Here is a 20,378-nt window from a genome sequence, read left to right as displayed (position 1 = left end):
ATGCATGCCGATCCAAAGCTCGTGGCCGTGGCAAACCGGGAAGTGGTGCTCGCTAACTTTGTTCCGTATTCGACGCATGTGACCGATCAGGTCATCCGCACCCGTGAGGGGGACTACCTGCGTGTCTGGAAGATCGCTGGCATCGCATTCGAGGCGGCTGACCCTGCCGAGATCCTCGCGCGCCATGAGGGATTTAATCAGTTGGTGCGGGGGCTGGCCGGCGGGCACGTGGGCCTTTGGGCACACCGACTGCGCCGGCGCGTCACGGATCACTTCGCGACGCCGTATGCCAACCGGCTCTGCCAGCAATTGGCGACTCGTTATTACGAGAGCTTTACCGGGTACCGGATGATGGCCAACGAGCTTTATCTGAGCGTTGTCTACCGGCCCAACCGGACACGACTCGGGCGCCTGTTCAGCCAGGCCAACCGGCGCACGCTGGACGACATCCGGAGTGACCAGCAAGAGGCACTCAAGGTGATGGAGGACATCGCTGCACAGGTTGAATCGGGTCTCAAACCGTACGGCCCGGTGGCGCTGGGGGTCCATATGAAGCAGATGCAGTACGCCCGGCGAGCGCGCCGTTTTTCCGCGGCGCTGGAATTTCTCGGCTATCTTGTCAATGCCGTGTGGGAGCCCGTGCCGGTGCCTTCCGGCATGATCCGCGAGGCGTTGCCAACCTCGCGGCTCTTCTTCCGTACCGAGAAAGTCGAAATTCGCATGCCGTCGGCAACCCGTTATGCCGCGTTGCTGGACCTGAAGGATTATCCACAGGAAACCGAGCCCGGCATGCTCAACGGGATGCTGTATGGCGATTTCGAGTATATCGAGACGCAGAGTTTCACCATACTCGACCGGGCCGCCGCGAAGGAGGCGCTGGAGCGGCAGCGCAACCAGCTCTTGGCGGCCGAGGATGTGGGGGTGTCGCAGGTTGTTGCGATGGACCGGGCGCTCGACGAGCTGATCAATGGCGAGTTCGTGCTGGGCGAATATCACTATTCACTCGCGGTGCTGGGCGACACGCCACACGACGTTGCAAAGCACGTGGCGATGGCCCGCACGCAACTGGCCGACGCGGGCTTTCAGGCCGCGCTGGTCGACCTGGTGGCGGACGCCGCGTGGTTCGCGCAACTGCCAGGGAACTGGCGCTACCGCCCGCGTGAGGCGAAGCTGACCTCGCGCAACTTCTGCGGGCTTGCAAGCCTGCACAACTTCGCAACGGGCAAGCGCGATGGCAATCCGTGGGGTGAGGCAATCACGATCGTCAAGACGCCAAGCGGCCAGCCGCTCTATCTCAATTTTCACGCGACACCCGAGAAGAAGGACTCGACCGATGAGAAGGCACTCGCCAATGTCCAGATCATAGGGCAGGCGGGCGCCGGCAAGACGGTGCTGGAACTGATGCTGCTTGCGATGGCGATGAAGTTCGGCATTACCGCGGTGCTCTATGACAAGGACCGGGGCACCGAGATCGCGATCCGCGCGATGGGCGGCATCTATAGCGTGTTCCGCCGCGGAGAGCCAACGGGGCTCAATCCCTTCCAGCTCGAGCCGGACGAATTCGTGATCGACTTCTGGGAGCGGCTCGTGCGCAAGCTGGTGAATCACGGGTTGCTGCTGCCGGCGAAGGACGAGATGGATATTTCGCGGGCCGTGCGTGAGGTGGCCCGCATGGAGAAGCCGCTGCGGCGCCTGTCGGTGGTGCGCCAGTTGCTGCCCAACGTCGGGGAGAACAGCCTGCATACGCGGCTCGCGAAATGGTGCGCGGGGGGGCGGCTGGGCTGGCTGCTCGATAACCCTGTGGACCGACTCGACTTTACCCGTGCGCGTCTCTTTGGCTTTGACGACACTGAGCTGCTCGACGATCCCGAAGTATCGACGCCCCTCACGATGTATCTGCTGCATCTGACGCAAAGCCTCATCGACGGCCGGCGCTTCGTCTATGTGATGACGGAGTTCTGGAAGCGGCTCGGCGACCCGGTTTTCACGGACTTTGCGAACAACAAGCAGAAGACGATCCGCAAGCAAAACGGACTTGGTATTTTTGATACGCAGTCACCGGCCGATGTGCTGCGCAGCGACATTGCGCGCGCGCTCATCGAGCAGACCGCGACGTTCTTCTTCCTGCCCAACCCGCGCGCCGATTATGACGATTATGTGCGCGGCTTCAAGCTGACCGAAGCCGAGTTCAACATAGTACGCAACCTCGGAGAAAACAGCCGGCTCTTTCTCTTCAAGCAGGGTCACCGCTCGGCGATCGGCCGGCTGGATCTTGCCGGTCTTGGCGACGTGCTCGATGTGCTGTCGGGCACGACCGATAACGTCGAGCTGCTCGACACCATCCGCGCCGGGGTGGGTGACGACCCGGATGACTGGTTGCCGGTCTTTCACGAGCAGCTTGCGAAGCGTCGGGCCGCAAACGCGCAGGCGTTTCCCGGTCTGTCGCCGCGCAAAGGTGGTGCGCGATGAGCGGGCTCTTTACTGCGGTCGGCGGCACGCTGGAAAACGGCATGGGCACGTATGTGACGAATGTTTCGTCTGCTCTCTCCAGTGCGCTCGTGCCGGCAGTCACCACGGCGGTCGCCATCTGGGTTCTCGCATATGGTCTTGCGGTGGTGCGCGGTGAAGCGCACGAGTCGGTGCCCGCGTTTGCGTGGCGTGGCCTGAAACTGGCAATCATCCTCGCCTTCGCGCTCGGTACGGGCATCTACCAGGCGCAGGTCGTCACCGCCGTTAATGACGTCACGGCCGGACTCGCGCAGACGATCCAGAGTGCGGCCGCGAATACCGGAGCAGGCAACCCCGGATGCGGTTCGGTCAGCGGCAGCAGCGTGACTGGCTCGAGTGCGGCGGCCATCTATCAGACGCTCGATTGCTACGACCAGCAGATCGATCTTGTGATGGACGCCTACTTCGACCAGGCGATGCACGAAGGCTTCAGCGCAAGCGGCATCGTCGCGGGCGTTGGTGACTTCCTTTGCGGGCTCGTGGCCGCGCTGGGCGGCTCCATTTTCCTGATGGTGCTCGCATTCGAAGTCGTAATGGCGAGGATGCTGCTTGATCTCGTGCTGGGGCTCGGGCCGGCGTTCATCGCCTGCGGCGCGTTTAGCCCGACTGCACGCTTTTTTGAGGCGTGGACGGCGAAGGTCGCCAACTATGCGTTACTGCAGGTACTGGTCGCCGCCTTTCTGGGCATGGCACTGACCGCTTTTTCGAGCGATCTCGCGACATTTCACGTGACCACGTCGGCACCTGGTGCGAACGCGGCGAGCCTGGTTGCGAACGCACAGCAGCGCCTGACCGGTGTGGCCACGCTTGCCTCGGCACTGGGCCTTTTCGTGACCGGTGCGTTCCTCGCCATGGTGGGCTGGCAACTGCCGGCGGTCGCCTCGGGCCTCGCTGGCGGCGCAACGCTGTCGGGTTTCGGGGCATTCGTCGCCGGTCTTGCCTCGCGCCAGGTGATCGCGGGCTTCATGACCGCGCTGCGCTGGGGACATGGCGAGCGGCGCCCGGGCGGTGCGATCGACAACCGTGGCGGCTTCGGTGGTGGTCCCGGGGGTAGCACCGGCGGTGCCCCGGGCGGCAGCGGTGAAGTGCCGGCGTATCAACGTGCGGCCCGTGAACATCTGGGTGGCCAGGGTGACTGAAGCGAGAGCAAACATCATGAGCAAACCATACGCACTGGTGCGCGTTGCCGCTGCGGCGGTCCTCGCTGCTGCCGTCGTGGGGCCGGTTCATGCGCAGGGCATTCCGGTTTTCGACGCGCAGAACGTCGCGCAGGCCATCTCGACGGTCGCCCAGCTCGAACAGCAAGTCCAGCAAGAGATCCAGCTTTACCAGTCGATGAACGGGTCCCGCGGATTCGGCGCACTGCTCAGCAATCCGGTGCTGGCGAATTCCCTGCCGTCGAACTGGACGAGTGTCTATACGGCGATCCAGAACGGCGGCTATGCGGGTCTCACTGGCAGCGCGCAGGCGCTGCGCTCGGCAGGCGAGATCTACAACTGCGAGGACCAGAGCGGGATCGACCAGCAGGTCTGTCAGCGCGCGCTCGACAAGCCTTTCCAGGACAAGGCGTTCGGCATGCAGGCGTACCAGATCGAGCTTCAGGAGCTGAACCAGATCCAGAGCCTGATGCAGCAGATCGATGTCACGCAGGATCCCAAAGGCGTTGCCGAACTGCAGGCACGCATCCAGTCGGAGAGTACCGCGGTGGGTAACGAGATGACGAAGCTGCAGCTCTTCAGGATGCTCTCGGATACCGAGGATCGGCTGATCGCCGAGCAGCAGGGTGAGCTCGTGATGAGGCGGGCTGGCAACACGGCACGGTTGCAGGACCAGATGGTCCCGGCCACGTTCGGCAACTGAAGGAGCGCAGCATGAAGAATCTGATGGTTACCATACTAATTTTCTGTTTAGTCATCCCTATCGAATCGTGTAGCGGCAATCCGCCGAAACCGGTGTTGCCCGACGGCGCGCATCGCGTGCCGGTGAATCGTGTGCCGCCGGTGCCATCAACGGATGGGGCCCGCTCATGAAAGCCAGCCATGACTACCGGCGCGTGCTGGACATCGAGGCTTCGCTCACGGATATGCAGGCACATTCCGAGCGGCGGGCATGGCACGTGGCCTACGCGGCAGTGGGCGTCGCCGCGCTCAGCGCAATGGCGCTCGCGGTGATGGTGCCGTTCTACCGGGTGGTGCCGCTACCCATCGAGGTCGACCGTCTGACGGGCGAGTCACAGGTGATCGATGTGCTCGATGCGAAGCACGTGCACACGAGCGAGATCCAGGACAAGCACTGGGTCGACGTCTATGTGCGCTCGCGCGAGCGCTACGACTGGGGCCTGCTGCAGATGGACTACGACCGGGTGCTCGACATGAGCGCGGATACGGTCGCACGGGATTACCGCCAGATCTACAGCGGCCCGGATGCACTTGACCGGCAACTCGGTCCCGGCACCGAGCGCCGCATCCGGATCCTGTCGACCACGCTGCCACCGGACGAATCGGGGCGGGCGGTGGTGCATATCGAGTGCACCACGCGCAAACATGGCGAGGACAACGCCGAACCGCCACAGCGGTTCGTGGTGACGCTCGCCTACACCTACCGGCCGCCGGTGTTCACGCGGGAGAGCACGGCGGTCGAAAACCCGTTTGGCTTCACGGTGACAGCCTACAGCCGCGATCCCGAATACACACCACCGGCCTCGTCATCTGCAGCGGGAGGTGCCCGATGAATCCGCGCTTGCTGATTGTGGCGATGTTCGCCTCGCTGGCGACCCAGCTTGCACACGCCTACGACGTGCCCGGCTGGTCACGCGATTCGCGTGTGCGCCAGGTGCTGTACCGCGCGGATGAGGTGGTGCGCATCGACGCACAGCGCGGCTTTGCCACCCATATTGCGCTCGATCCGCATGAACGGATTCTGGTTGTCGCCCCAGGAGACCGCGACGGCTGGCAGGTCGTGGCGAACCGGGGCGATCACGACGTGTGGCTGAAGCCGCAGCTTGCCGCACACGACACGAACCTGGAAATCCGTACCGACCTGCGCAGCTACAGCTTCGATCTCGTGGTGCTGCCCCTGAAGGCGAAGTTCGCCAATGACGAGGAGGTGTACCGCGTCACGTTCAGCTATCAGGATGAGGTACAGGAAAAAGCCCGCATCGATGCGGATCGGGCACTTATGCAGCAGCGCCTTGCACAGCCGCGGGTTGTGCGCAATGCCCGCTACTCGATGCAGGTCATGCCGCACTCGGACGACATTGCGCCGGTTGCCGCTTGGGACGACGGCCGGTTCACGTACCTGCGCATCCCCAACAACCGCCGCATTCCCGCGATCTTCCGGGTCGCGGAGGACGGTAGCGAGAGCGTGGTGGATCGGCACATCGAGAGCGACGTTATCGTCATCCATGAGGTTGCACAGCGCTTCGTGCTGCGGCTCGCCGATGAGGCGGTGGGCATCTGGAACGACGCGTACGACATGGACGGTGTGCCACCGAAGGATGGCACGACGGTGACTGGCGTGAAGCGTGTTCTGCGGAGTGGCGGCCATGAGTGACGATACCCCGCGCAACCTGATCGAACCGGACGGTCCCGCTGACCGCAGCCGCAATCCTGTCAATCCTGATAATGCGGGCAACCTGGAGAATCCGGCCATTGCCGAAGGTCCAGACCGCGCATCGCCCGACCGCGGCATGCCAGAACTGGGGCAACACGGCAGCGGTCGTCCACGCGCGTGGTGGCTGACGCCGCTCGCCATCGTGGCGGTCGTGGTCGCCGGGGCGGTCTGGAGCGTTCACGGCCTTCTGGCACGGCACGACGCGGCGGCCCAGGCCCGACGCGACGCCGCGCTTGACCAGCCGGTGCAGGGAAGGATCTTCGGCGACCAGCCGGCATCGGCCACCGGCATGCCGGCATCGGATGCACACCCCGCAAGCGCGCCTGAGGGTCAGGGCGTGCCCGCGTCCGCCGCGGCGCTCACGCGTTCGCCGGCGAATTCCGCGCGCGCCCCGACCGTGCGCAGCTACTACGACGCGCCGTTACTGGCGACGGGAGGCTCCAGCAGTTCCGGGACACAGGAGAGCGCAATGACCGGCGCGCCGCAGAGCGGTGTCGGCACGCCTGCGCCGGCGTCCGTGTCGGGCACCGTGACTACACCCACTGCTGACCGTGGGCAGGCCGGCAGCCCACTTGGCCAGGCGCTGACGCCCACATTGACACCCCGGGTCACGGCGGGGCTCCTCGGCAATCGCAGCCTGATTCTTGCCCAGGGCGCGAAGATCGACTGTGTGGGTGACACCGCCTTCGATTCGACGGAAGCTGGCATCTCCACCTGCACGGTCACGCGGAACGTGTATTCGGATGACGGGCGCGTGGTGCTCATCGAGCGTGGCTCGCAGATCAACAGCGAATACCGCTCCAACCTGTCGCCGGGGCAGACCCGTGTATTCGTCCTCTCAGTCAGGATCAGGACACCCCATGGCGTGACGGTCGAAATTGACTCACCGGCTGCTGACGCGCTGGGACGCATGGGTGTCGGTGGTTACGTGAACAACCACTGGGGCGAGCGCATTGGCGCGGCGATGCTGCTCGGCATGACCCAGGATGCAATCGGTTACCTCGCGACGCGTGGCGGGAACAGCAACGGACCCGTCGTCTTCGAGAACACGCAGCAGCAGGGCAACGACATGGCCACGCGCGTACTCGACAGCACGATCAACATCCCGCCGACGCTCACGCAGAACCAGGGCGCGGAATTCACGATCATCGTCGCACGGGATCTGGATTTCAGCACGGTCTATGCGTTGCAGCCGGAGGCGCTCCGATGAACACGGGCGCATCCATACCAGACCGGCTTGACGAAGTGCCGCTTGCGCGTCTACCCGACGATGCGTCGGTGCGTGAGCTGATGCGCCCGTTTGCACCGCTGCTCGATGAGACGGATGTGACCGAGCTGGTGATCAACCGGCCTCAGCGCGTGTTGACCGAGACGCATCTCGGCTGGCGTGCGCACGACTATCCCGATCTCGACTTCGAGCGGTTAATGTCGTTCGCGGTGGCAATTGCGACGCTCACCAGCCAGGTGGTGTCGGCCGAGCACCCGGTGCTTTCGGCGCTCCTGCCGGGCGACGCGCGCATCCAGATCGTGGTGCCGCCAGTGGTGCCGCCGCACACCGTGTCGGTCACGATCCGCCGGCCCTCTTCAAAAGAGAAGACGCTCGGCAGCTATCGCGCCGAGGGCCTGTTTGACGACACGTCGTGGCTTCGCCCGGCGGGGCTCGATGACGATGCACTCAGCCTGCTTCGGCAATCGGATCATCAACTGGTGCGCCGGCTCGACGAGCGTGACTTTGCGGCCTTCTTCGCGCGGGCGGTCACAGGTCGTCTGAACATCGTGATCGTCGGCAGTACGGGATCGGGCAAGACCAGCTTCATGAAGACACTGTGCCAGCACATCCCTGCGGGCGAGCGCATCGTGACCATCGAGGATGTCCGGGAGCTGTTTATCCGTCATATCGAGAACTGCGTGCATCTCGTCTACAGCAAGGGTGGCCACGGCCAGGCGCGGGTGACACCCGCGGACCTGATCGCCAGCACGATGCGCATGCGTCCTGACCGCGTGCTGCTGGCCGAGTTGCGCGGGGCGGAAGCGTACGACTTCCTCAAGCTGCTGACGACCGGACATTCCGGTTCGATCACGAGCTACCACGCCTCCAGCGCAGCGGTTGCCATCGAGCGGTTTGCGCTGATGGCGAAGGAACATCCCGAAGCTGGCGCCTACGACGATGCGGCGCTCAAGCGCCTGCTGTTTCTCACGATCGATGTGGTGGCGCACATGGAGGCGCAGCCGGTGTTCGACGAGACCGGCACGCAGACCGGAAAGCGCTGGGCGATGACCGAGATATGGTTCGATCCGGTGCGCCGATACCGGGCCGCGCTCGGGTAACCGGAAATTGGAAGGAGCAATCCCGATGAAAGCATCAATTCCGAATCCCGCTGGACAGTCCGTCGTGCAGCCTAGCGCGCAGGGTGAGGCCGCATCGGCCACGACAGCGATGATGATGCCGGCCGATCAGTCTGAAAGTCTGTCACCAGGTCGGCATGAACTCTGGTATCACGCCCGCCACGGCGCGATCACGCTGGTGGTACTGGCTGCATTTGCAGCGGGTCTTGCGGCCGCCATGTGGTTCGCCTCGTTTTTCCTGTACGCGAGCTTGCGGGTCAATCCGTTCCATGCGGGGATGTGGGGCTGGTTCGATGCAGCGCGGGCGTGGTACGCGGGTGGCCTGCCGAAGGAAGGCCGCCGGATCGCCGGTTCCGCGCTGTTCGGGCTGCTGCTGGCGTATGGCGCGCCGGGCGCTGCGGCATACGCCCTGTGGGGTCCCTCCGGCCGACGGCATCTGTATGGCAGCGCGCGCTTTGCGAGCGAGGCGGAGATCCGCGCGGCGGGGTTGCTGTGAGCACGCCCGTGACACGCAACGCTGGTCCCTCACTCGTTGTCGGTGTGTGGCGCGGGCGCTATCTGCGCTTTGCCGGACAGCAGTTCGTGCTGCTTGCCGCGCCAGCGCGCTCGGGCAAGGGTGTGGGCATCGTGATCCCGAACCTGCTCAGTTACCCTGACTCGATAGTCGTGCTCGACATTAAGCAGGAAAACTACAACGTCACCGCCGGGTTCCGGCGTGCACACGGTCAGGCGGTCTATCTGTTCAATCCGTTCGCCGAGGATGGCCGCACGCACCGGTTCAACCCGCTGTCGACGATCTCGGGCGGTGCATTTCGTGTCGGAGACATCCTCGCCATCGGCTACACCCTGTATCCGGTCGGCGGTCACGATGATTTCTGGAAGGACCAGGCGCGCAATCTCTTTCTCGGTATCGTGCTACTGCTGTGCGAGTGGCGGGACGCGCGCCGCGCCGGCAACGTGGATGTGCCTGACTATCGGGTCACGATGGGAGAGGTTCTGCGGCAGTCCTCGGGCAACGGCATGCCGATGAAGGCGTACCTGCAGAGGGCGCTGCTGCAGCACCGCAGCCTCCTAAGTGGCCCCTGTGTCGACGCGCTGAACCGCTTTCTCGCGAACGACGACAAGGTGCTCGCGAGCATCCTCGCGACCTTCAACGCGCCGCTCACGATCTGGGCCAATCCCATTGTCGATGCAGCGACGAGTGGTAACGACTTCGATCTGCGCGACGTGAGAAAGCGTCGCATGTCCGTCTATATCGGCATCACACCGGATCACCTGAGCGAGGCGGCGCTGCTGGTCAACCTCGTGTTCTCGCAGCTGGTCAATCTCAATACGAAGGAGTTGCCGGAACGCAATCCCGCGCTGAAATTCCAGTGCCTGCTGCTGATGGACGAATTCACCTCGATCGGGAAGATCCAGATCATCGCGCGGGCCGTCCCGTACATGGCGGGGTTCAACCTGCGCATGCTGTCGATTGTGCAGTCGGTCTCGCAGCTTGAGTCGGTATACGGGCGCGCCGATGCGCGCACGTTCGTGACGAACCACGCGATGCAGATCCTCTATGCGCCGCGCGAGCAGAAGGATGCAAACGAATATTCGGAAATGCTCGGCACCTTCACCGACAAGTCGCGCAGCGTGAGCCGCTCGAATGCGATCTTCGGTGGCCGGGGCGGCTCGAGCGAGAGCATCTCTGAGCAGCGCCGGCCGCTGCTTCTGCCCCAGGAGCTGAAGGAGCTCGGGCGCGGCAAGCAAATCATCCTGCTCGAGAACACCAAGCCCATCCTCGCCGACAAGATCTGCTACTGGCGTGATCCTGCCTTTACCGCACGCCTTGCGGCGCCACCGAAGGTCGCGGCGATCGATCTCGCGCGCTTTGCCGCGCAGACCGAACGACGCCTGCGCGATCTTGATCCGTCGGAGGTCGATGCTGCCGCAGCGGGACTCATCAATGTGCCGGTCGAACATCTGGAGGTGCTGCAGGCCTGGGATCCACGCGAGCTGCCGGCGCATCTGGACGAGCTCAGCGAGGACGACGTGAGTGCCTATGTCGAGCGGCATTTCATGCTGCTTGGTGTGCCACGCAATCGCATTGTGGCGGCGAAGCGCATGGTTTCGCTGTCCGAACCGGACGTGGCGGAATTGCGTGCGGCTCCGGCTATCCGGAAACAGCGCACGGGCGGCAACGCGAGCGGGGCAAAGGAAGAGGCCGGCCCGGCAGCGCGGGCGGATCGCAAGGCGGGGCGCAGGAGTGAGTCCAAGTGTGAGTCGAACGTTGGGCCGATCACGGGAGACCGTTGATGAACGCACCCTATGTCGATGAAACGAACCGTGTTCGTGCCGCGCTCGCGGTGATCCCGGCCGACGACTACGCCACTTGGGTGGACATGGCGTTCGCCGTCAGGCAGGGGCTGGGTGATGCGGGCTTTGAAATCTGGGATGAATGGAGTCGCAGCGCGCAAAACTACAACGAGCGTGCGGCGCGCACGACATGGCGCTCGGCACGCGCGTCGGGTGGCAAGACGCTGGCTTCCCTCTTCTGGCTCGCTCAGCAGCACGGCTTTGATGTCAAGGCCTCGCGCATGCCGGGTACGATCACCGCGGCCTCACCGGGTCCGGACCGCGAGGAATTCGCGCGTCGCAGCCGGGAGGCGGCACATGAGGCGGCACATGAGGAGGCCCGTGTGCGTGCGCGCCACGCAGCTGTGGCGCAGACGGCCGTGTCGATCTGGGAATGGGCGCGGCCCGTTGCGCCCGAGCATCCGTACCTCGTGCGCAAGCAGCTCGAACCGGTTGCAACGTTGCGCGAACTCGAGGCACTCGAACTGAAGGCGCTGCTTGGCTACATGCCGCTGAGTGCGGAAGAGCCGCTCGCGGGCCGTGTGCTGATTGTGCCGGCGCGGGTTGGCGACGCGATGACGACGCTCGAGCTGATCGACGGTATGGGACGTAAATCGTCGCTGGCCGGTGGTGCAAAAAAGGGCGGCTACTGGGTGAATCGACCTTTGACGGAGGATGCTGGCAACACGCCGATCCTGATCGCGGAGGGCGTGGCGACGGCACTGTCAGCGCATCGGGCGACCGGCTGGATGGTGGTGGCGACGCTGTCCGCCGGCAATCTGCCCCAGGTTGCTGCAGGCCTGCGCGAGCGACACCCGCGTGCTCCACTCATCGTCCTTGGAGAACCTGGCAAGGGCGAGAGCTTTGCGCGCCAAGCCGCGCAGGCAGCACAGGCGGCTCTCGCACTGCCGTCGTTCACCCCGGATGCCCGCATCGATGGCACGCAGCCGACCGATTTCAACGACATGGCAGTGTTATCCGGTCTGGATGCCGTCGGTGAGCTTTTACGTGATGTCGCAAGCAGGATCACTACGGACCACCCTGCGTTGACCGGTGCACCACCCGGTGCCGATGCAGGGTGGGTGGCTCGCGGTACAGCGGTTGAATGGATGGAGGACGCAGACATGGGACGCGTGAAAGAGGAACTCACGGACGCAATGACGGATGAAGCCACAGGCACGAAACGGCGCAGGGCCGGCCGCAGGCAGCAGACACAGGATGCGCCGGTGCAGGAGGCGCGGCCGGAAGCATGCTCGTCTGGTGTGCCGCAGCAGGACGCCGGTCTTGCAGGCGCGGATACGGACAGCGGGCTTGCGTTCGGACAGGACGCACAGGACGCACAGGACGCACAGGACGCACAGGACGCACAGGACGCACAGGACGCGGGCCACCCGGGTCAGGCGCAATCCCGCGCGGCACCGCGCCGCGAGATTGGGCAGGCGTTGTACGGCCTGGATGATGTGCCTGGCGAAATCCGGGCGCTGGCGCAGCACCGGTTCGGCGCGCAGATCCGGATGGCGACGCCGCGTGAGAACGGTGGCCCCTATCGCGGCGAGGTGTTGAACACCGAACACTACGTGATCCAGGAGGTGGCGACGCGAAGCGTGGTGTTCCACCGCAAGGACCACATGGAATTTGTCTCGGACCGGCTGAAGTGGATGGACCAGAACCAGCGGATGAATGGCGCCGAGGTGCAGATTGGCTACGACGGTGACCGGCCGAAGGTCTATCCGTGGGACCGTGCGCGCGACCAGCTTGAGCGCGTGGTGGCGTCGTTGAAGAAATCGGCGCGCGAGGCGGGTTTCGGCGCGGACCTCGACCCGACGCTCGAGCAGTTGCAGTCGGTGTCGTGGACACGGTTTCGTGAGGCACGCGCGGCAGCGCTCGCGCAGGCCCGTGAGCGTGCGGGACGCGAGCCCGGCGGACATCCCGACCGGTAGGGTGTGCCCTCGATCGGGCAGGGCCCGGGAACGGACCATATGAGGATAGATCATGAGCGAAACGACTTTGGCTGATGGCGCTGCACGGGATCCGCTGATCAACGTGATCGAGCGGGCACCGTCGCCGGAAGAGGGCGGCGCGGGCGGAGCCAGGGAAGGTCTGGACCGTCCGGCGGCAGAGGCAATGGATGCGCGCCGGCGCCGCGAATTCAATGCGGTGCGGGCGCGTCTGCGTGAGCAGGCGATGCGCAACGATCCTGGGCAGGCGCAACCCGGAGATTCCCGGACCCAAGCCGCAGACCGGGCCTCGGCACCGCTTGGAGAGGCACCGGAGCGCGTGCGCAAGCGTTATCTGCGGGCGGGCAACCAGTATTTCCTGAAGGATGCGCCGTATCAGATGGCATTCGAGGATCTCGGGCCGTACCTGGTGAGCCAGAACAACCGGCCCGACGTGGTCGAGTCGATGGTGGACATGGTCAAGGCGAAATCGTGGGAGCGGATCCTCGTGTCTGGACACGAGGAGTTCCGGCGCGAAGTCTGGCTGCAGGCGACGCTGCTTGGTCTTCAGGTAAGTGGTTACCAGCCGAAGGTGGCCGATCTCGCACGGCTTGGCGAGAGTCGGCGCGAACTCATGAACAGCCGTGTCGCATATGCCGGGGAGACTCTCCCGCGTACGAATGGCACGCGTCCACCGGCTCCTGCTGCCGATCCGGTGTCCGTCGCGCCAGCGGTGGATGCCGCACCGGCTTCGCGTACAGCCAGGTCTCATATTCAGACCGGTGCCGCGGCCCAGGCGGCACCTGGCGACGCGCGCGAAGCTACGGCCATCCCGGCGGCCCATCGCACAGGCGGAAACGAAACGAGGAGTGGTAGTGGTACGGGCCATGAAACAGGGCGCGAGATGGAGCGCAAAACGAGCGGCCAGGACGAGCCCGATGTCCATCGCTATACGGACGAGCTGGTCGAGTATGGCAGCGCACCTTACCAGCACAATCCGGCGCGCAACGATTCGTACTATGTGGTCTATCGGGACGGGGCAGGGGCGGACCACGCCGTATGGGGCGTGGTCCTGGAGCGGGCCATCGCCGAGTCGGGGGCGACACGCGGTGAGCGCGTTACGCTGCAGAACTTTGACAAACGCTGGGTGAGCATCGACGTTCCCGTGGTTGAGGCAACCGGACAGATTATCGGGTACGAGGAAAAGGAGGTGTACCGCAATACCTGGCAGGTCGACGTCGAGGGACAGGAGCGTGCGGCGTCACTTTCCTCGCGCGGGGAGTCAGGGCGCGAGTCCGGGACCGAGTCGGAGCGTCAGTCGGGGAGTGAGTCCGGGCGTGAATCGCCGGCCGATGCGGGAGGCGGTAGCCCTGCGGTTTCTCGAACGCCGCATCCGGGCCGTTCCGGGGATGCTGTCGATAGTCAGCGGGCAATGCAGATGGCGGTCATCGTCGCGGCCATGCGTGCACAAGGCTTCAGTGACCGGTCAATCGGGCAGGTGGAACCGTACGCCGGGAAGCTTTACGACACGTTTCGCGCCGAGGGCGTACTTGTACCCACACCGAGGGTGTTTGATCCGAAGGCACCGTCCACGCGTTTTCGCGCACCGCGACCGGCGCCTGGGCGGTCAGCCGAGCGTGAGCTCGAGCGTACGCCGTCCGGGCCTGACCAGCCGTCGCTGTAGGAGCACCCGTGGACGCCCGCGCACGTCTGTCCATTGAACTCGGCGAGCTAAAGCCGCGCTGGGATGACTGGTGCACCCTAAATCATGTCACGCCAGCCGAAGGTGTGCGGCAACTGATCCTCGATGCAGTTGCCGCAGATGAGCCGGAGTATCGGGCCGGCTGCACCGACGTCATGCACTCGCTTCCCGTTGGCGAGCATCGCAAACGCCTCGAGATCGGCCTGACCGCATCCGAATTGCACGCGATCGGGCGGCAGGCAACGACATGCGGGTTCACCGCGAATCGCTGGGTCGTTGCGCTGATCCGCGCGCAGTTGACGCATGCCCCCCAGTTTGGCGAGCAGGAGATGGCGCTGCTCGCCGCCTCGAACCACGCGCTCGCGAGGATCAGCCGCTCACTGGGACCGGTGATTCGCGAAGTCGACCGGGATGGGACGGCTGCCGTTGCGGGTAACGCTCGCCTGCTCGTGGAGCTGAAGGCGCAGATCGATGCCCATCTGCGCGCGGTGTCGGATCTGCTTCGCGCGAACATTGATCGCTGGAGTCGCTAGCATGCCTTTTCCGAAGATCTACATCGACACGATGCTCCTGAACTGGGGCGACCGGCTGTTCCACGAGCCGTTGCGGCACGTCGGGGCGCCGCGGCTCTCGCGTGTCCAGATCGGGAGCCAAGCGGCACGTGTGCGCGAGCAGCTGGCGCGCACGCTGAAACATACGCCCGAGGTGATGGTGAAAATCACCAACAGGGCAGCCAGTGCGCAGGGCATGGGTGCGGTGCGCCGGCATCTGCGCTACATCTCCCGCAACGGCAAGGTCGAACTCGAGGACCAGGACGGGCAGACCATTGCGGGCGTCGCCGATCTGCACGATCTGGCCGATGCGTGGCAGTTCGGGGGCTGGGGCGTACCGGAGACCAGCACGCGTCGCGAGGTGTTCAACATCCTGCTGTCGATGCCGCCAGGTACGGACCGGCGGGCGGTACGTGATGCGGCGCGCGATTTTGCGGCGCTCGAATTCGGCGATGGTCGCGACTACGTCTTCGCCGCGCATGATGACGAGGCGCATCCGCATGTGCATCTGTGCGTGCAGGTGAGGGGCCTGGATGGGCGACGGCTCAATCCGGGAAAGCGCGACCTGCAGCGCTGGCGGGAGCGGTTTGCGCAGCAGCTCCAGGCACGCGGTGTCGAGGCGAATGCAACGTCACGGCGCACGCGCGGGGCGGCGCGCCGTTATCCGAAGCAGGCCGTCGTGCACATGCTGGACCGCGGAGAAACGCCGCGGTACTGGCGCTCGGTGGCGACGGACGCGCAGCGGCGCGCGGGCTGGGAGGCACATTACGGCGTGTTCGCGGCGTGGCGCGAGATGGCGCTGGCGATGGCCGCGTCAGGGGAGGACGATGACCGGCGCTTGGCCTTGGAGATTGTCGACTTCGTACGGAATATGCCGGTGCAGCAGAATGGGCCGTTGGTGGCGCCCATGGCGCCGGCTCGACGCGAGCGGTCAGACCGGCCCCTGCCGGATCGTGGCAGTCAGCCAAACGCTGGTGGTCCGGAAGTGTACCGCTGATACGCGAGGTGATGACCATGGCGATACCGATTGTTCCATGGGTTGGTGGCAAGCGACGTCTCGCCGACATCCTGATTCCGCGATTTTCCTGCGCACAGCTGCTACGTTGAGGTCTTCGCGGGTGCCGAGGTGCTCTTCTTTATGCGGCCACCGGCGGAGGTCGAAGTCCCGAACGACGTGAAGTCGACTGATAACGGTGGCCAACACTGATGCTGCCGAAGGACGATGACGGCAAGGGCGGTGCAGGCTTTGGCGACATCGCAGTCGCTGACAACAAGAAGGTATGGGTCGTCGGTTGTCCGCAGCAGAAATTGCTTCCAGTCGAAGGCGGATCGCGACTTGATTTTACCTATGCTGGCGTTATGCACTCCTCGGATGGAGGCGTTTCTTGGGAAAACGTCCGTTTGAGTGTACCCCTCGAAGGTCGATGCATCCGAGCAGTTCAATTTGTTGGTCAAAACGGATGGATTGTTAGTGCCGCTGGGATTGTGGTGAACACGATCGACGGCGGTAAAACGTGCAGTTTCCAAGCGGATACTCTGATGGACGCCCGACGCATGCAATTGATGCGCGTGATGGATGGATTTTGGGCACCGACCTCGTTTCGAAGATGCAGATTGGGAGGACGACCGACGGTGGAACAACGTGGACGTCCGCTCAGATACCGGATCCAGAGTGGCATTTGGGCGCCAGTCCGTTTTTTGACGAGTTGCGTTCGGACGCAGTCTGTTTTTCGTCGATGCTAAAACCGGATATGCGTCGGCTCCGATCTGGAACAGAACTTCCGGCCCTGTGCTGAAGAGCATCGACGGCGGTGTGACATGGAGTGCATTGACGATTCCGGATACCACGCGTATCACGGATCTTCTTTGCATCACCCCGGCGTACGGATTCGCACTCGAGATGTTCGGTGACGTCTACGACACAAAGGACGGTGAACTGAACTGGGCAAAAATTGGCATGGCCAGTTCAGAGTCCGGACTCACCTCATTTGCACGTGGCGACAGTGGGAAATTACTGGGAAGTTCTGCTTTGGCAGTCGGCGGCGGCATTTTGACGACGACTCCACTTTAAAAGCAGAAAGACGGTTCTGCGCCAACGGGTTTCGATCGTTGGCGCAGAAGCTGATTGTGTTGATCGTGAGTCAGCGGTCTGAATGCTGCCGCTTGTTAACCGCAACGTGGTGAGCGCCCGGGGTGCATCGCTTATCGCGCTTCGGCGTGAGTGCTGGAGTCGGCTTCCACTTCCACGGCCGGCATTATTGCTGCCAATTCCAGATCTCCCCGTACCAACTTCCATTTCCGCGCCGCTGGTAATCGCTTCACCCAGTACTCGGCACGCGACGCTTCTGCCCGGCCACTCAGCTCAAACGAAGCGCGCACGGCCACGGGCTTACGCGATCGGGTATATCTTGCGCCATCGCCGCTCGCATGCTTCGCGAACCGCGCAGCAACATCCGTAGCAATCCCGGTATAGAGACTGCCGTCGGCGCATTCGATGAGGTACAGGAACCAGGGCATGGAGAAAGCTTGGGAAAAGGGTGAGATACAGGGTGAGAAACGGATGTCGCGCATTATCCCTCAAGCCCCGGCCACGAATCCCTTCGAACAAAATCCCGCGACTTCGGCGAGAATAACTGTTCCGCGCTGCACCAAGCGCCCGGCACTCAGCCCGAACAAGCCTGAAGCGAGGTAAGCCTGTTGAACCGCAAGGTCGAAATACATGTGGTCGATTCGCTCGATTCCGTGACTCCGGATGAATGGAACCGTCTCGCCGGTGACAACCCCTTCGTCCGCCACGAATTCCTGACGGCGTTGCAGGACACGGGCTGCGCTGTCGCCCGCACCGGCTGGCGGCCGCATTTCCTGCTGCTCAAACGTGACGACAAGTTGACCGGGGCCATGCCGCTCTACCTCAAGAAACACTCTCGCGGTGAGTACGTCCTTTTATGTAGGATGAAGGAGCTTGACTTACTGAACGAATGACCTATAACCCCCGTCAGGCAACCATCCATCCCGGAGGTCTGCATGGCGAACGGTAAGGCAACGGGTTTCATTCCAGGGCCTGCTTCTCAAACCAACTGGGTCGCCAAAGTCGACGCGGAACAGAACGGGCGCAAAGTCTCAACGTCGGCCTTCGATGTTTCTACGTGGTCGTCAACCAGAACCGGCCATACGAGTCACACTCGCGCGCTCCGCCTCGACGAATTCGAACTGAGCTCGTTCGGGATTTTGGCCCAGTCAATTCGCGATTTGCCCGATGTCATATCGGACTCTGTGTTTAAAGGGTTCGTTTCTGTATTGGGAAAAGTGACCACACACGAATTAGGAATAACCTTACTTTCAAGACCGTCCCAAAACCTAACGAGTGCGGATGTCGCAACAATCTTCTCTCTAGCGGAGAAATCAGCAACACAGCTACAAGGAGGGAGCGAAAAACTAAAGATGTTTGCGACTTTATTGGCCTATTGCAAATCACCACTGTCGGATGGGAAATCTGTAGCAGAGCAGAAAGTGGAATACTTTGCAAAAATTAAACCCGACACTCAGGGCAATATCCGAATCTTTCACCTACGAGGCAACTCCAATGGCCATACTTTAAATGGACGTGGCGTAGTCAATCTTGAATCACTTGGGATAAAAAGGGGAGGGGTTCTTTCGGAAGCACTGGCCGACGCACCCGAAACGTTGAACAAATCGGACTTCGGGCCTTTCCTGCAGGCGCTGCGTTTTATGACGAAATCTGACGAATCGCGTGAACTTCTTTCGACTCCGACTGCGTTGCTGAGTGCAGCCGACATTTCTCGACTTTTCTGGCTTGCGGACAGTGCTATCCCACACATTAAAAGCCGCCAGCACCTGTTTCGTGGTTTTAAGAAAATTTTGATGTACAACCTGGCACGCCTTGCTACAGGGCAAACTTTCATTGACGCGGCCACCGGTTGCTATAGTGAAGTTTATGAGCCTTCAAAGGACGTGAGCGATGTCAATAAAAGAAGGGAAAATCGCGAAATCAGTTCAGCTATTGATTTTTTGAAATTGATTTCAGTAAATTCAGATGATGATGGGTTCGCGAAGGCATCTGCGGAACTTCGAGCACATATAGATAAGTATTTAATAGTGTGCCAGCAGGTCCTTAACGAACAAGAGGAGTGTGTTCAAAAATTGAATGCAATTCTCGAAAAGGCACCGCCGAATTCAATAACCCCGACGCTGTTGGACGGATACAGGGCTGGACGAGGACCCTCGTATGCCACGATGAAACGGCTTTCTCAAGAAGCGTTAGACTGGTTCCTGGTGTCTTCGGTACATGATAAACGTATGTATGAGACAGCATGCGCCAAAAACAAGGGGTTTGGTTTATCACAGCTTTTACTGAGTTACGGGCTTCAACCATCTGCTGGTTATGCTTTTGACGCCGCACTCTCCCAGTTCTACCTGACGCATCGCTCTATTGTCGCGTGTTTCGTGATTTTGCTTCTGAAAACTGGCTGGAACGGGTCGACGCTCGCATTACTGACCGAGTCGCGAGTCCGAAAAACAGGCAGCGGCTATAAATTGACGAGCATCAAACCAAAGACGGACCAGAGTCAAGAGGACGAGCTTGTCGAACATCGTGCGGAAGACGCACTCTCTTGTCGCGCCGTCGAACTTTTATTATGGCACAGCAAGAACGTTAGCCTATTCGCCCTGCGGGGAACCGCCTCGCTATTCTGCCCACTTTTACTTCGGAACGATAGTCGCAGAATTGCGAAAATGGGACGCTTTGCTGCCGAATTAGAGATATTTTTGCGTGAAAACGGACTCGCGCGTTTAACGATAAGGGATTATCGTACGTTGAGCTTAAATCACGCTTATCTGGTTGGCAGTGGAGATATTATTCTAGTGCAAGTGAAGGCCGGTCATGCAAGTCTGGCAACCACCGCGCGATATATTAAGTTGAAAAGCCTGTCCTTGCTTCATGAGGCGAACATCCGTCGGTTCATGCGAGTGCTAGCGAAATCGATTCGATGGGTCACAGGCGCAATAACCCTAGATGAAAGCAGTGAATCGAAGGCTGCAAAGCGCCTGTTGTTTCCCCTCTCTCCTTTCTCTAGCGAAAATTCTAATAGTCATGTGGACCAGTGGCTGGCATCAGCGGGAGCTACGAATATAGACATCACTGAGGCCGACGCAATTCATTGCATAGAGCAACAGAAATACTATTCGGAAAATCTTGGCTTTCTTAAATCATTTAACGAAGTTCGGTTCCTTGAATACCATTTGCCGCGCATCGTTTTCTGTGCCGCTCTTTACAGATTATTGAAGAGTAGCCCATTTTCATCGTTTCTTAGAATGAGGTGAGTCGATGGCAAACGGCAGAGGAGCCTTCCGGAAGCAAATGTTTGG

Annotated in this window: 18 protein-coding genes and 2 pseudogenes; 19 read left to right on the top strand and 1 reads right to left on the bottom strand. The window is 62.2% G+C overall.

Features of this window, described 5'->3' with window-relative positions:
• The 17 genes and pseudogenes from SBC1_RS13335 to SBC1_RS13255 all read left to right on the top strand — a co-directional run bounded on the left by SBC1_RS13335 (window position 1) and on the right by SBC1_RS13255 (window position 17,064).
• A complete protein-coding gene (locus tag SBC1_RS13335) occupies window positions 1-2,469 on the top strand; it encodes a VirB4 family type IV secretion/conjugal transfer ATPase (protein WP_165988041.1) in 2,469 nt (822 codons plus the stop codon).
• The gene (locus SBC1_RS13330) at window positions 2,466-3,647 is read left to right on the top strand and encodes a type IV secretion system protein (RefSeq protein WP_165988039.1); all 1,182 of its coding nucleotides are present in this window, start codon (window positions 2,466-2,468) and stop codon (window positions 3,645-3,647) included. Before SBC1_RS13335 ends, SBC1_RS13330 begins: the two co-directional genes overlap by 4 nt.
• A gap of 16 nt (window positions 3,648-3,663) precedes the next feature.
• Window positions 3,664-4,368, top strand: coding sequence for a P-type DNA transfer protein VirB5 (virB5, locus tag SBC1_RS13325; RefSeq protein ID WP_165988037.1), 705 nt, complete (start codon window positions 3,664-3,666; stop codon window positions 4,366-4,368).
• Between the two features lie 11 nt (window positions 4,369-4,379).
• The gene (locus SBC1_RS13320; protein WP_165988034.1) at window positions 4,380-4,538 is read left to right on the top strand and encodes a hypothetical protein; all 159 of its coding nucleotides are present in this window, start codon (window positions 4,380-4,382) and stop codon (window positions 4,536-4,538) included.
• Window positions 4,535-5,239, top strand: a complete 705-nt coding sequence (locus SBC1_RS13315; RefSeq protein WP_165988030.1) for a virB8 family protein — start codon at window positions 4,535-4,537, stop codon at window positions 5,237-5,239. Before SBC1_RS13320 ends, SBC1_RS13315 begins: the two co-directional genes overlap by 4 nt.
• Window positions 5,236-6,060: a TrbG/VirB9 family P-type conjugative transfer protein gene (locus SBC1_RS13310; RefSeq protein ID WP_165988028.1), complete on the top strand. Its 825-nt coding sequence runs from the start codon at window positions 5,236-5,238 to the stop codon at window positions 6,058-6,060. The genes SBC1_RS13315 and SBC1_RS13310 overlap by 4 nt, the downstream gene beginning before the upstream one ends.
• Entirely contained in the window at window positions 6,053-7,330 is a 1,278-nt protein-coding gene (gene virB10, locus SBC1_RS13305; protein ID WP_165988026.1) for a type IV secretion system protein VirB10, read from the top strand. The genes SBC1_RS13310 and virB10 overlap by 8 nt, the downstream gene beginning before the upstream one ends.
• Window positions 7,327-8,448 (top strand): P-type DNA transfer ATPase VirB11, encoded by a 1,122-nt coding sequence (gene virB11, locus SBC1_RS13300; RefSeq protein ID WP_165988024.1) that lies wholly within the window; start codon window positions 7,327-7,329, stop codon window positions 8,446-8,448. Before virB10 ends, virB11 begins: the two co-directional genes overlap by 4 nt.
• Before the next feature lie 25 nt (window positions 8,449-8,473).
• A complete protein-coding gene (locus SBC1_RS13295) occupies window positions 8,474-8,962 on the top strand; it encodes a hypothetical protein (protein WP_371826734.1) in 489 nt (162 codons plus the stop codon).
• 8 nt (window positions 8,963-8,970) lie between these two features.
• On the top strand, window positions 8,971-10,764 hold the full coding sequence (locus tag SBC1_RS13290) for a type IV secretory system conjugative DNA transfer family protein (RefSeq protein ID WP_371826733.1): 1,794 nt from the start codon (window positions 8,971-8,973) through the stop codon (window positions 10,762-10,764).
• On the top strand, window positions 10,764-12,743 hold the full coding sequence (locus SBC1_RS13285; protein ID WP_165988020.1) for a PriCT-2 domain-containing protein: 1,980 nt from the start codon (window positions 10,764-10,766) through the stop codon (window positions 12,741-12,743). Before SBC1_RS13290 ends, SBC1_RS13285 begins: the two co-directional genes overlap by 1 nt.
• 52 nt (window positions 12,744-12,795) lie before the next feature.
• Complete coding sequence (locus SBC1_RS13280; protein WP_165988018.1) at window positions 12,796-14,424, top strand: LPD7 domain-containing protein; 1,629 nt, start codon at window positions 12,796-12,798, stop codon at window positions 14,422-14,424.
• 8 nt (window positions 14,425-14,432) lie between these two features.
• Window positions 14,433-14,975, top strand: coding sequence for a plasmid stabilization protein (locus SBC1_RS13275; protein ID WP_165092279.1), 543 nt, complete (start codon window positions 14,433-14,435; stop codon window positions 14,973-14,975).
• Window position 14,976: 1 nt separating this feature from the next.
• The gene (locus SBC1_RS13270) at window positions 14,977-15,990 is read left to right on the top strand and encodes a relaxase/mobilization nuclease domain-containing protein (protein ID WP_165988016.1); all 1,014 of its coding nucleotides are present in this window, start codon (window positions 14,977-14,979) and stop codon (window positions 15,988-15,990) included.
• Between the two features lie 17 nt (window positions 15,991-16,007).
• A pseudogene (locus SBC1_RS39855) lies at window positions 16,008-16,170 on the top strand (DNA adenine methylase); the annotation flags it as partial.
• Window positions 16,171-16,199: 29 nt separating this feature from the next.
• Window positions 16,200-16,736, top strand: a complete 537-nt coding sequence (locus tag SBC1_RS40575) for a YCF48-related protein (protein ID WP_165988014.1) — start codon at window positions 16,200-16,202, stop codon at window positions 16,734-16,736.
• 46 nt (window positions 16,737-16,782) lie between these two features.
• Entirely contained in the window at window positions 16,783-17,064 is a 282-nt protein-coding gene (locus tag SBC1_RS13255) for a hypothetical protein (RefSeq protein WP_165988012.1), read from the top strand.
• 131 nt (window positions 17,065-17,195) lie between these two features.
• On the opposite strand, the gene SBC1_RS13250 is transcribed toward SBC1_RS13255, so the two are convergent.
• A complete protein-coding gene (locus SBC1_RS13250) occupies window positions 17,196-17,510 on the bottom strand; it encodes a GIY-YIG nuclease family protein (RefSeq protein WP_165988853.1) in 315 nt (104 codons plus the stop codon).
• Between the two features lie 180 nt (window positions 17,511-17,690).
• Between SBC1_RS13250 and SBC1_RS13245 the strand changes: the two are divergent.
• Both SBC1_RS13245 and SBC1_RS13240 read left to right on the top strand, forming a co-directional pair.
• Window positions 17,691-17,933 (top strand): annotated as a pseudogene (locus SBC1_RS13245) (peptidogalycan biosysnthesis protein); the annotation flags it as partial.
• 84 nt (window positions 17,934-18,017) lie between these two features.
• Window positions 18,018-20,333, top strand: a complete 2,316-nt coding sequence (locus SBC1_RS13240; RefSeq protein ID WP_165988008.1) for a hypothetical protein — start codon at window positions 18,018-18,020, stop codon at window positions 20,331-20,333.
• Window positions 20,334-20,378 lie beyond the last annotated feature (45 nt).

This window comes from Caballeronia sp. SBC1 (assembly GCF_011493005.1).
GTDB lineage: Bacteria > Pseudomonadota > Gammaproteobacteria > Burkholderiales > Burkholderiaceae > Caballeronia.
The sequence above is the reverse complement of the archived record's forward strand: the minus strand, read 5'-3'. Positions and strand labels throughout refer to the sequence as shown.

Excerpts from the sequence above, each read along its gene's own strand:
- SBC1_RS13335 (WP_165988041.1), top strand. The coding sequence starts at position 1 with ATGCATGCCGATCCAAAGCTCGTGGCCGTGGCAAACCGGGAAGTGGTG.
- SBC1_RS13330 (WP_165988039.1), top strand. The coding sequence starts at position 2,466 with ATGAGCGGGCTCTTTACTGCGGTCGGCGGCACGCTGGAAAACGGCATG.
- virB5 (WP_165988037.1), top strand. The coding sequence starts at position 3,664 with ATGAGCAAACCATACGCACTGGTGCGCGTTGCCGCTGCGGCGGTCCTC.
- SBC1_RS13320 (WP_165988034.1), top strand. The coding sequence starts at position 4,380 with ATGAAGAATCTGATGGTTACCATACTAATTTTCTGTTTAGTCATCCCT.
- SBC1_RS13315 (WP_165988030.1), top strand. The coding sequence starts at position 4,535 with ATGAAAGCCAGCCATGACTACCGGCGCGTGCTGGACATCGAGGCTTCG.
- SBC1_RS13310 (WP_165988028.1), top strand. The coding sequence starts at position 5,236 with ATGAATCCGCGCTTGCTGATTGTGGCGATGTTCGCCTCGCTGGCGACC.
- virB10 (WP_165988026.1), top strand. The coding sequence starts at position 6,053 with ATGAGTGACGATACCCCGCGCAACCTGATCGAACCGGACGGTCCCGCT.
- virB11 (WP_165988024.1), top strand. The coding sequence starts at position 7,327 with ATGAACACGGGCGCATCCATACCAGACCGGCTTGACGAAGTGCCGCTT.
- SBC1_RS13295 (WP_371826734.1), top strand. The coding sequence starts at position 8,474 with ATGAAAGCATCAATTCCGAATCCCGCTGGACAGTCCGTCGTGCAGCCT.
- SBC1_RS13285 (WP_165988020.1), top strand. The coding sequence starts at position 10,764 with ATGAACGCACCCTATGTCGATGAAACGAACCGTGTTCGTGCCGCGCTC.
- SBC1_RS13280 (WP_165988018.1), top strand. The coding sequence starts at position 12,796 with ATGAGCGAAACGACTTTGGCTGATGGCGCTGCACGGGATCCGCTGATC.
- SBC1_RS13270 (WP_165988016.1), top strand. The coding sequence starts at position 14,977 with ATGCCTTTTCCGAAGATCTACATCGACACGATGCTCCTGAACTGGGGC.
- SBC1_RS40575 (WP_165988014.1), top strand. The coding sequence starts at position 16,200 with ATGCTGCCGAAGGACGATGACGGCAAGGGCGGTGCAGGCTTTGGCGAC.
- SBC1_RS13250 (WP_165988853.1), bottom strand. The coding sequence starts at position 17,510 with ATGCCCTGGTTCCTGTACCTCATCGAATGCGCCGACGGCAGTCTCTAT.
- SBC1_RS13240 (WP_165988008.1), top strand. The coding sequence starts at position 18,018 with ATGGCGAACGGTAAGGCAACGGGTTTCATTCCAGGGCCTGCTTCTCAA.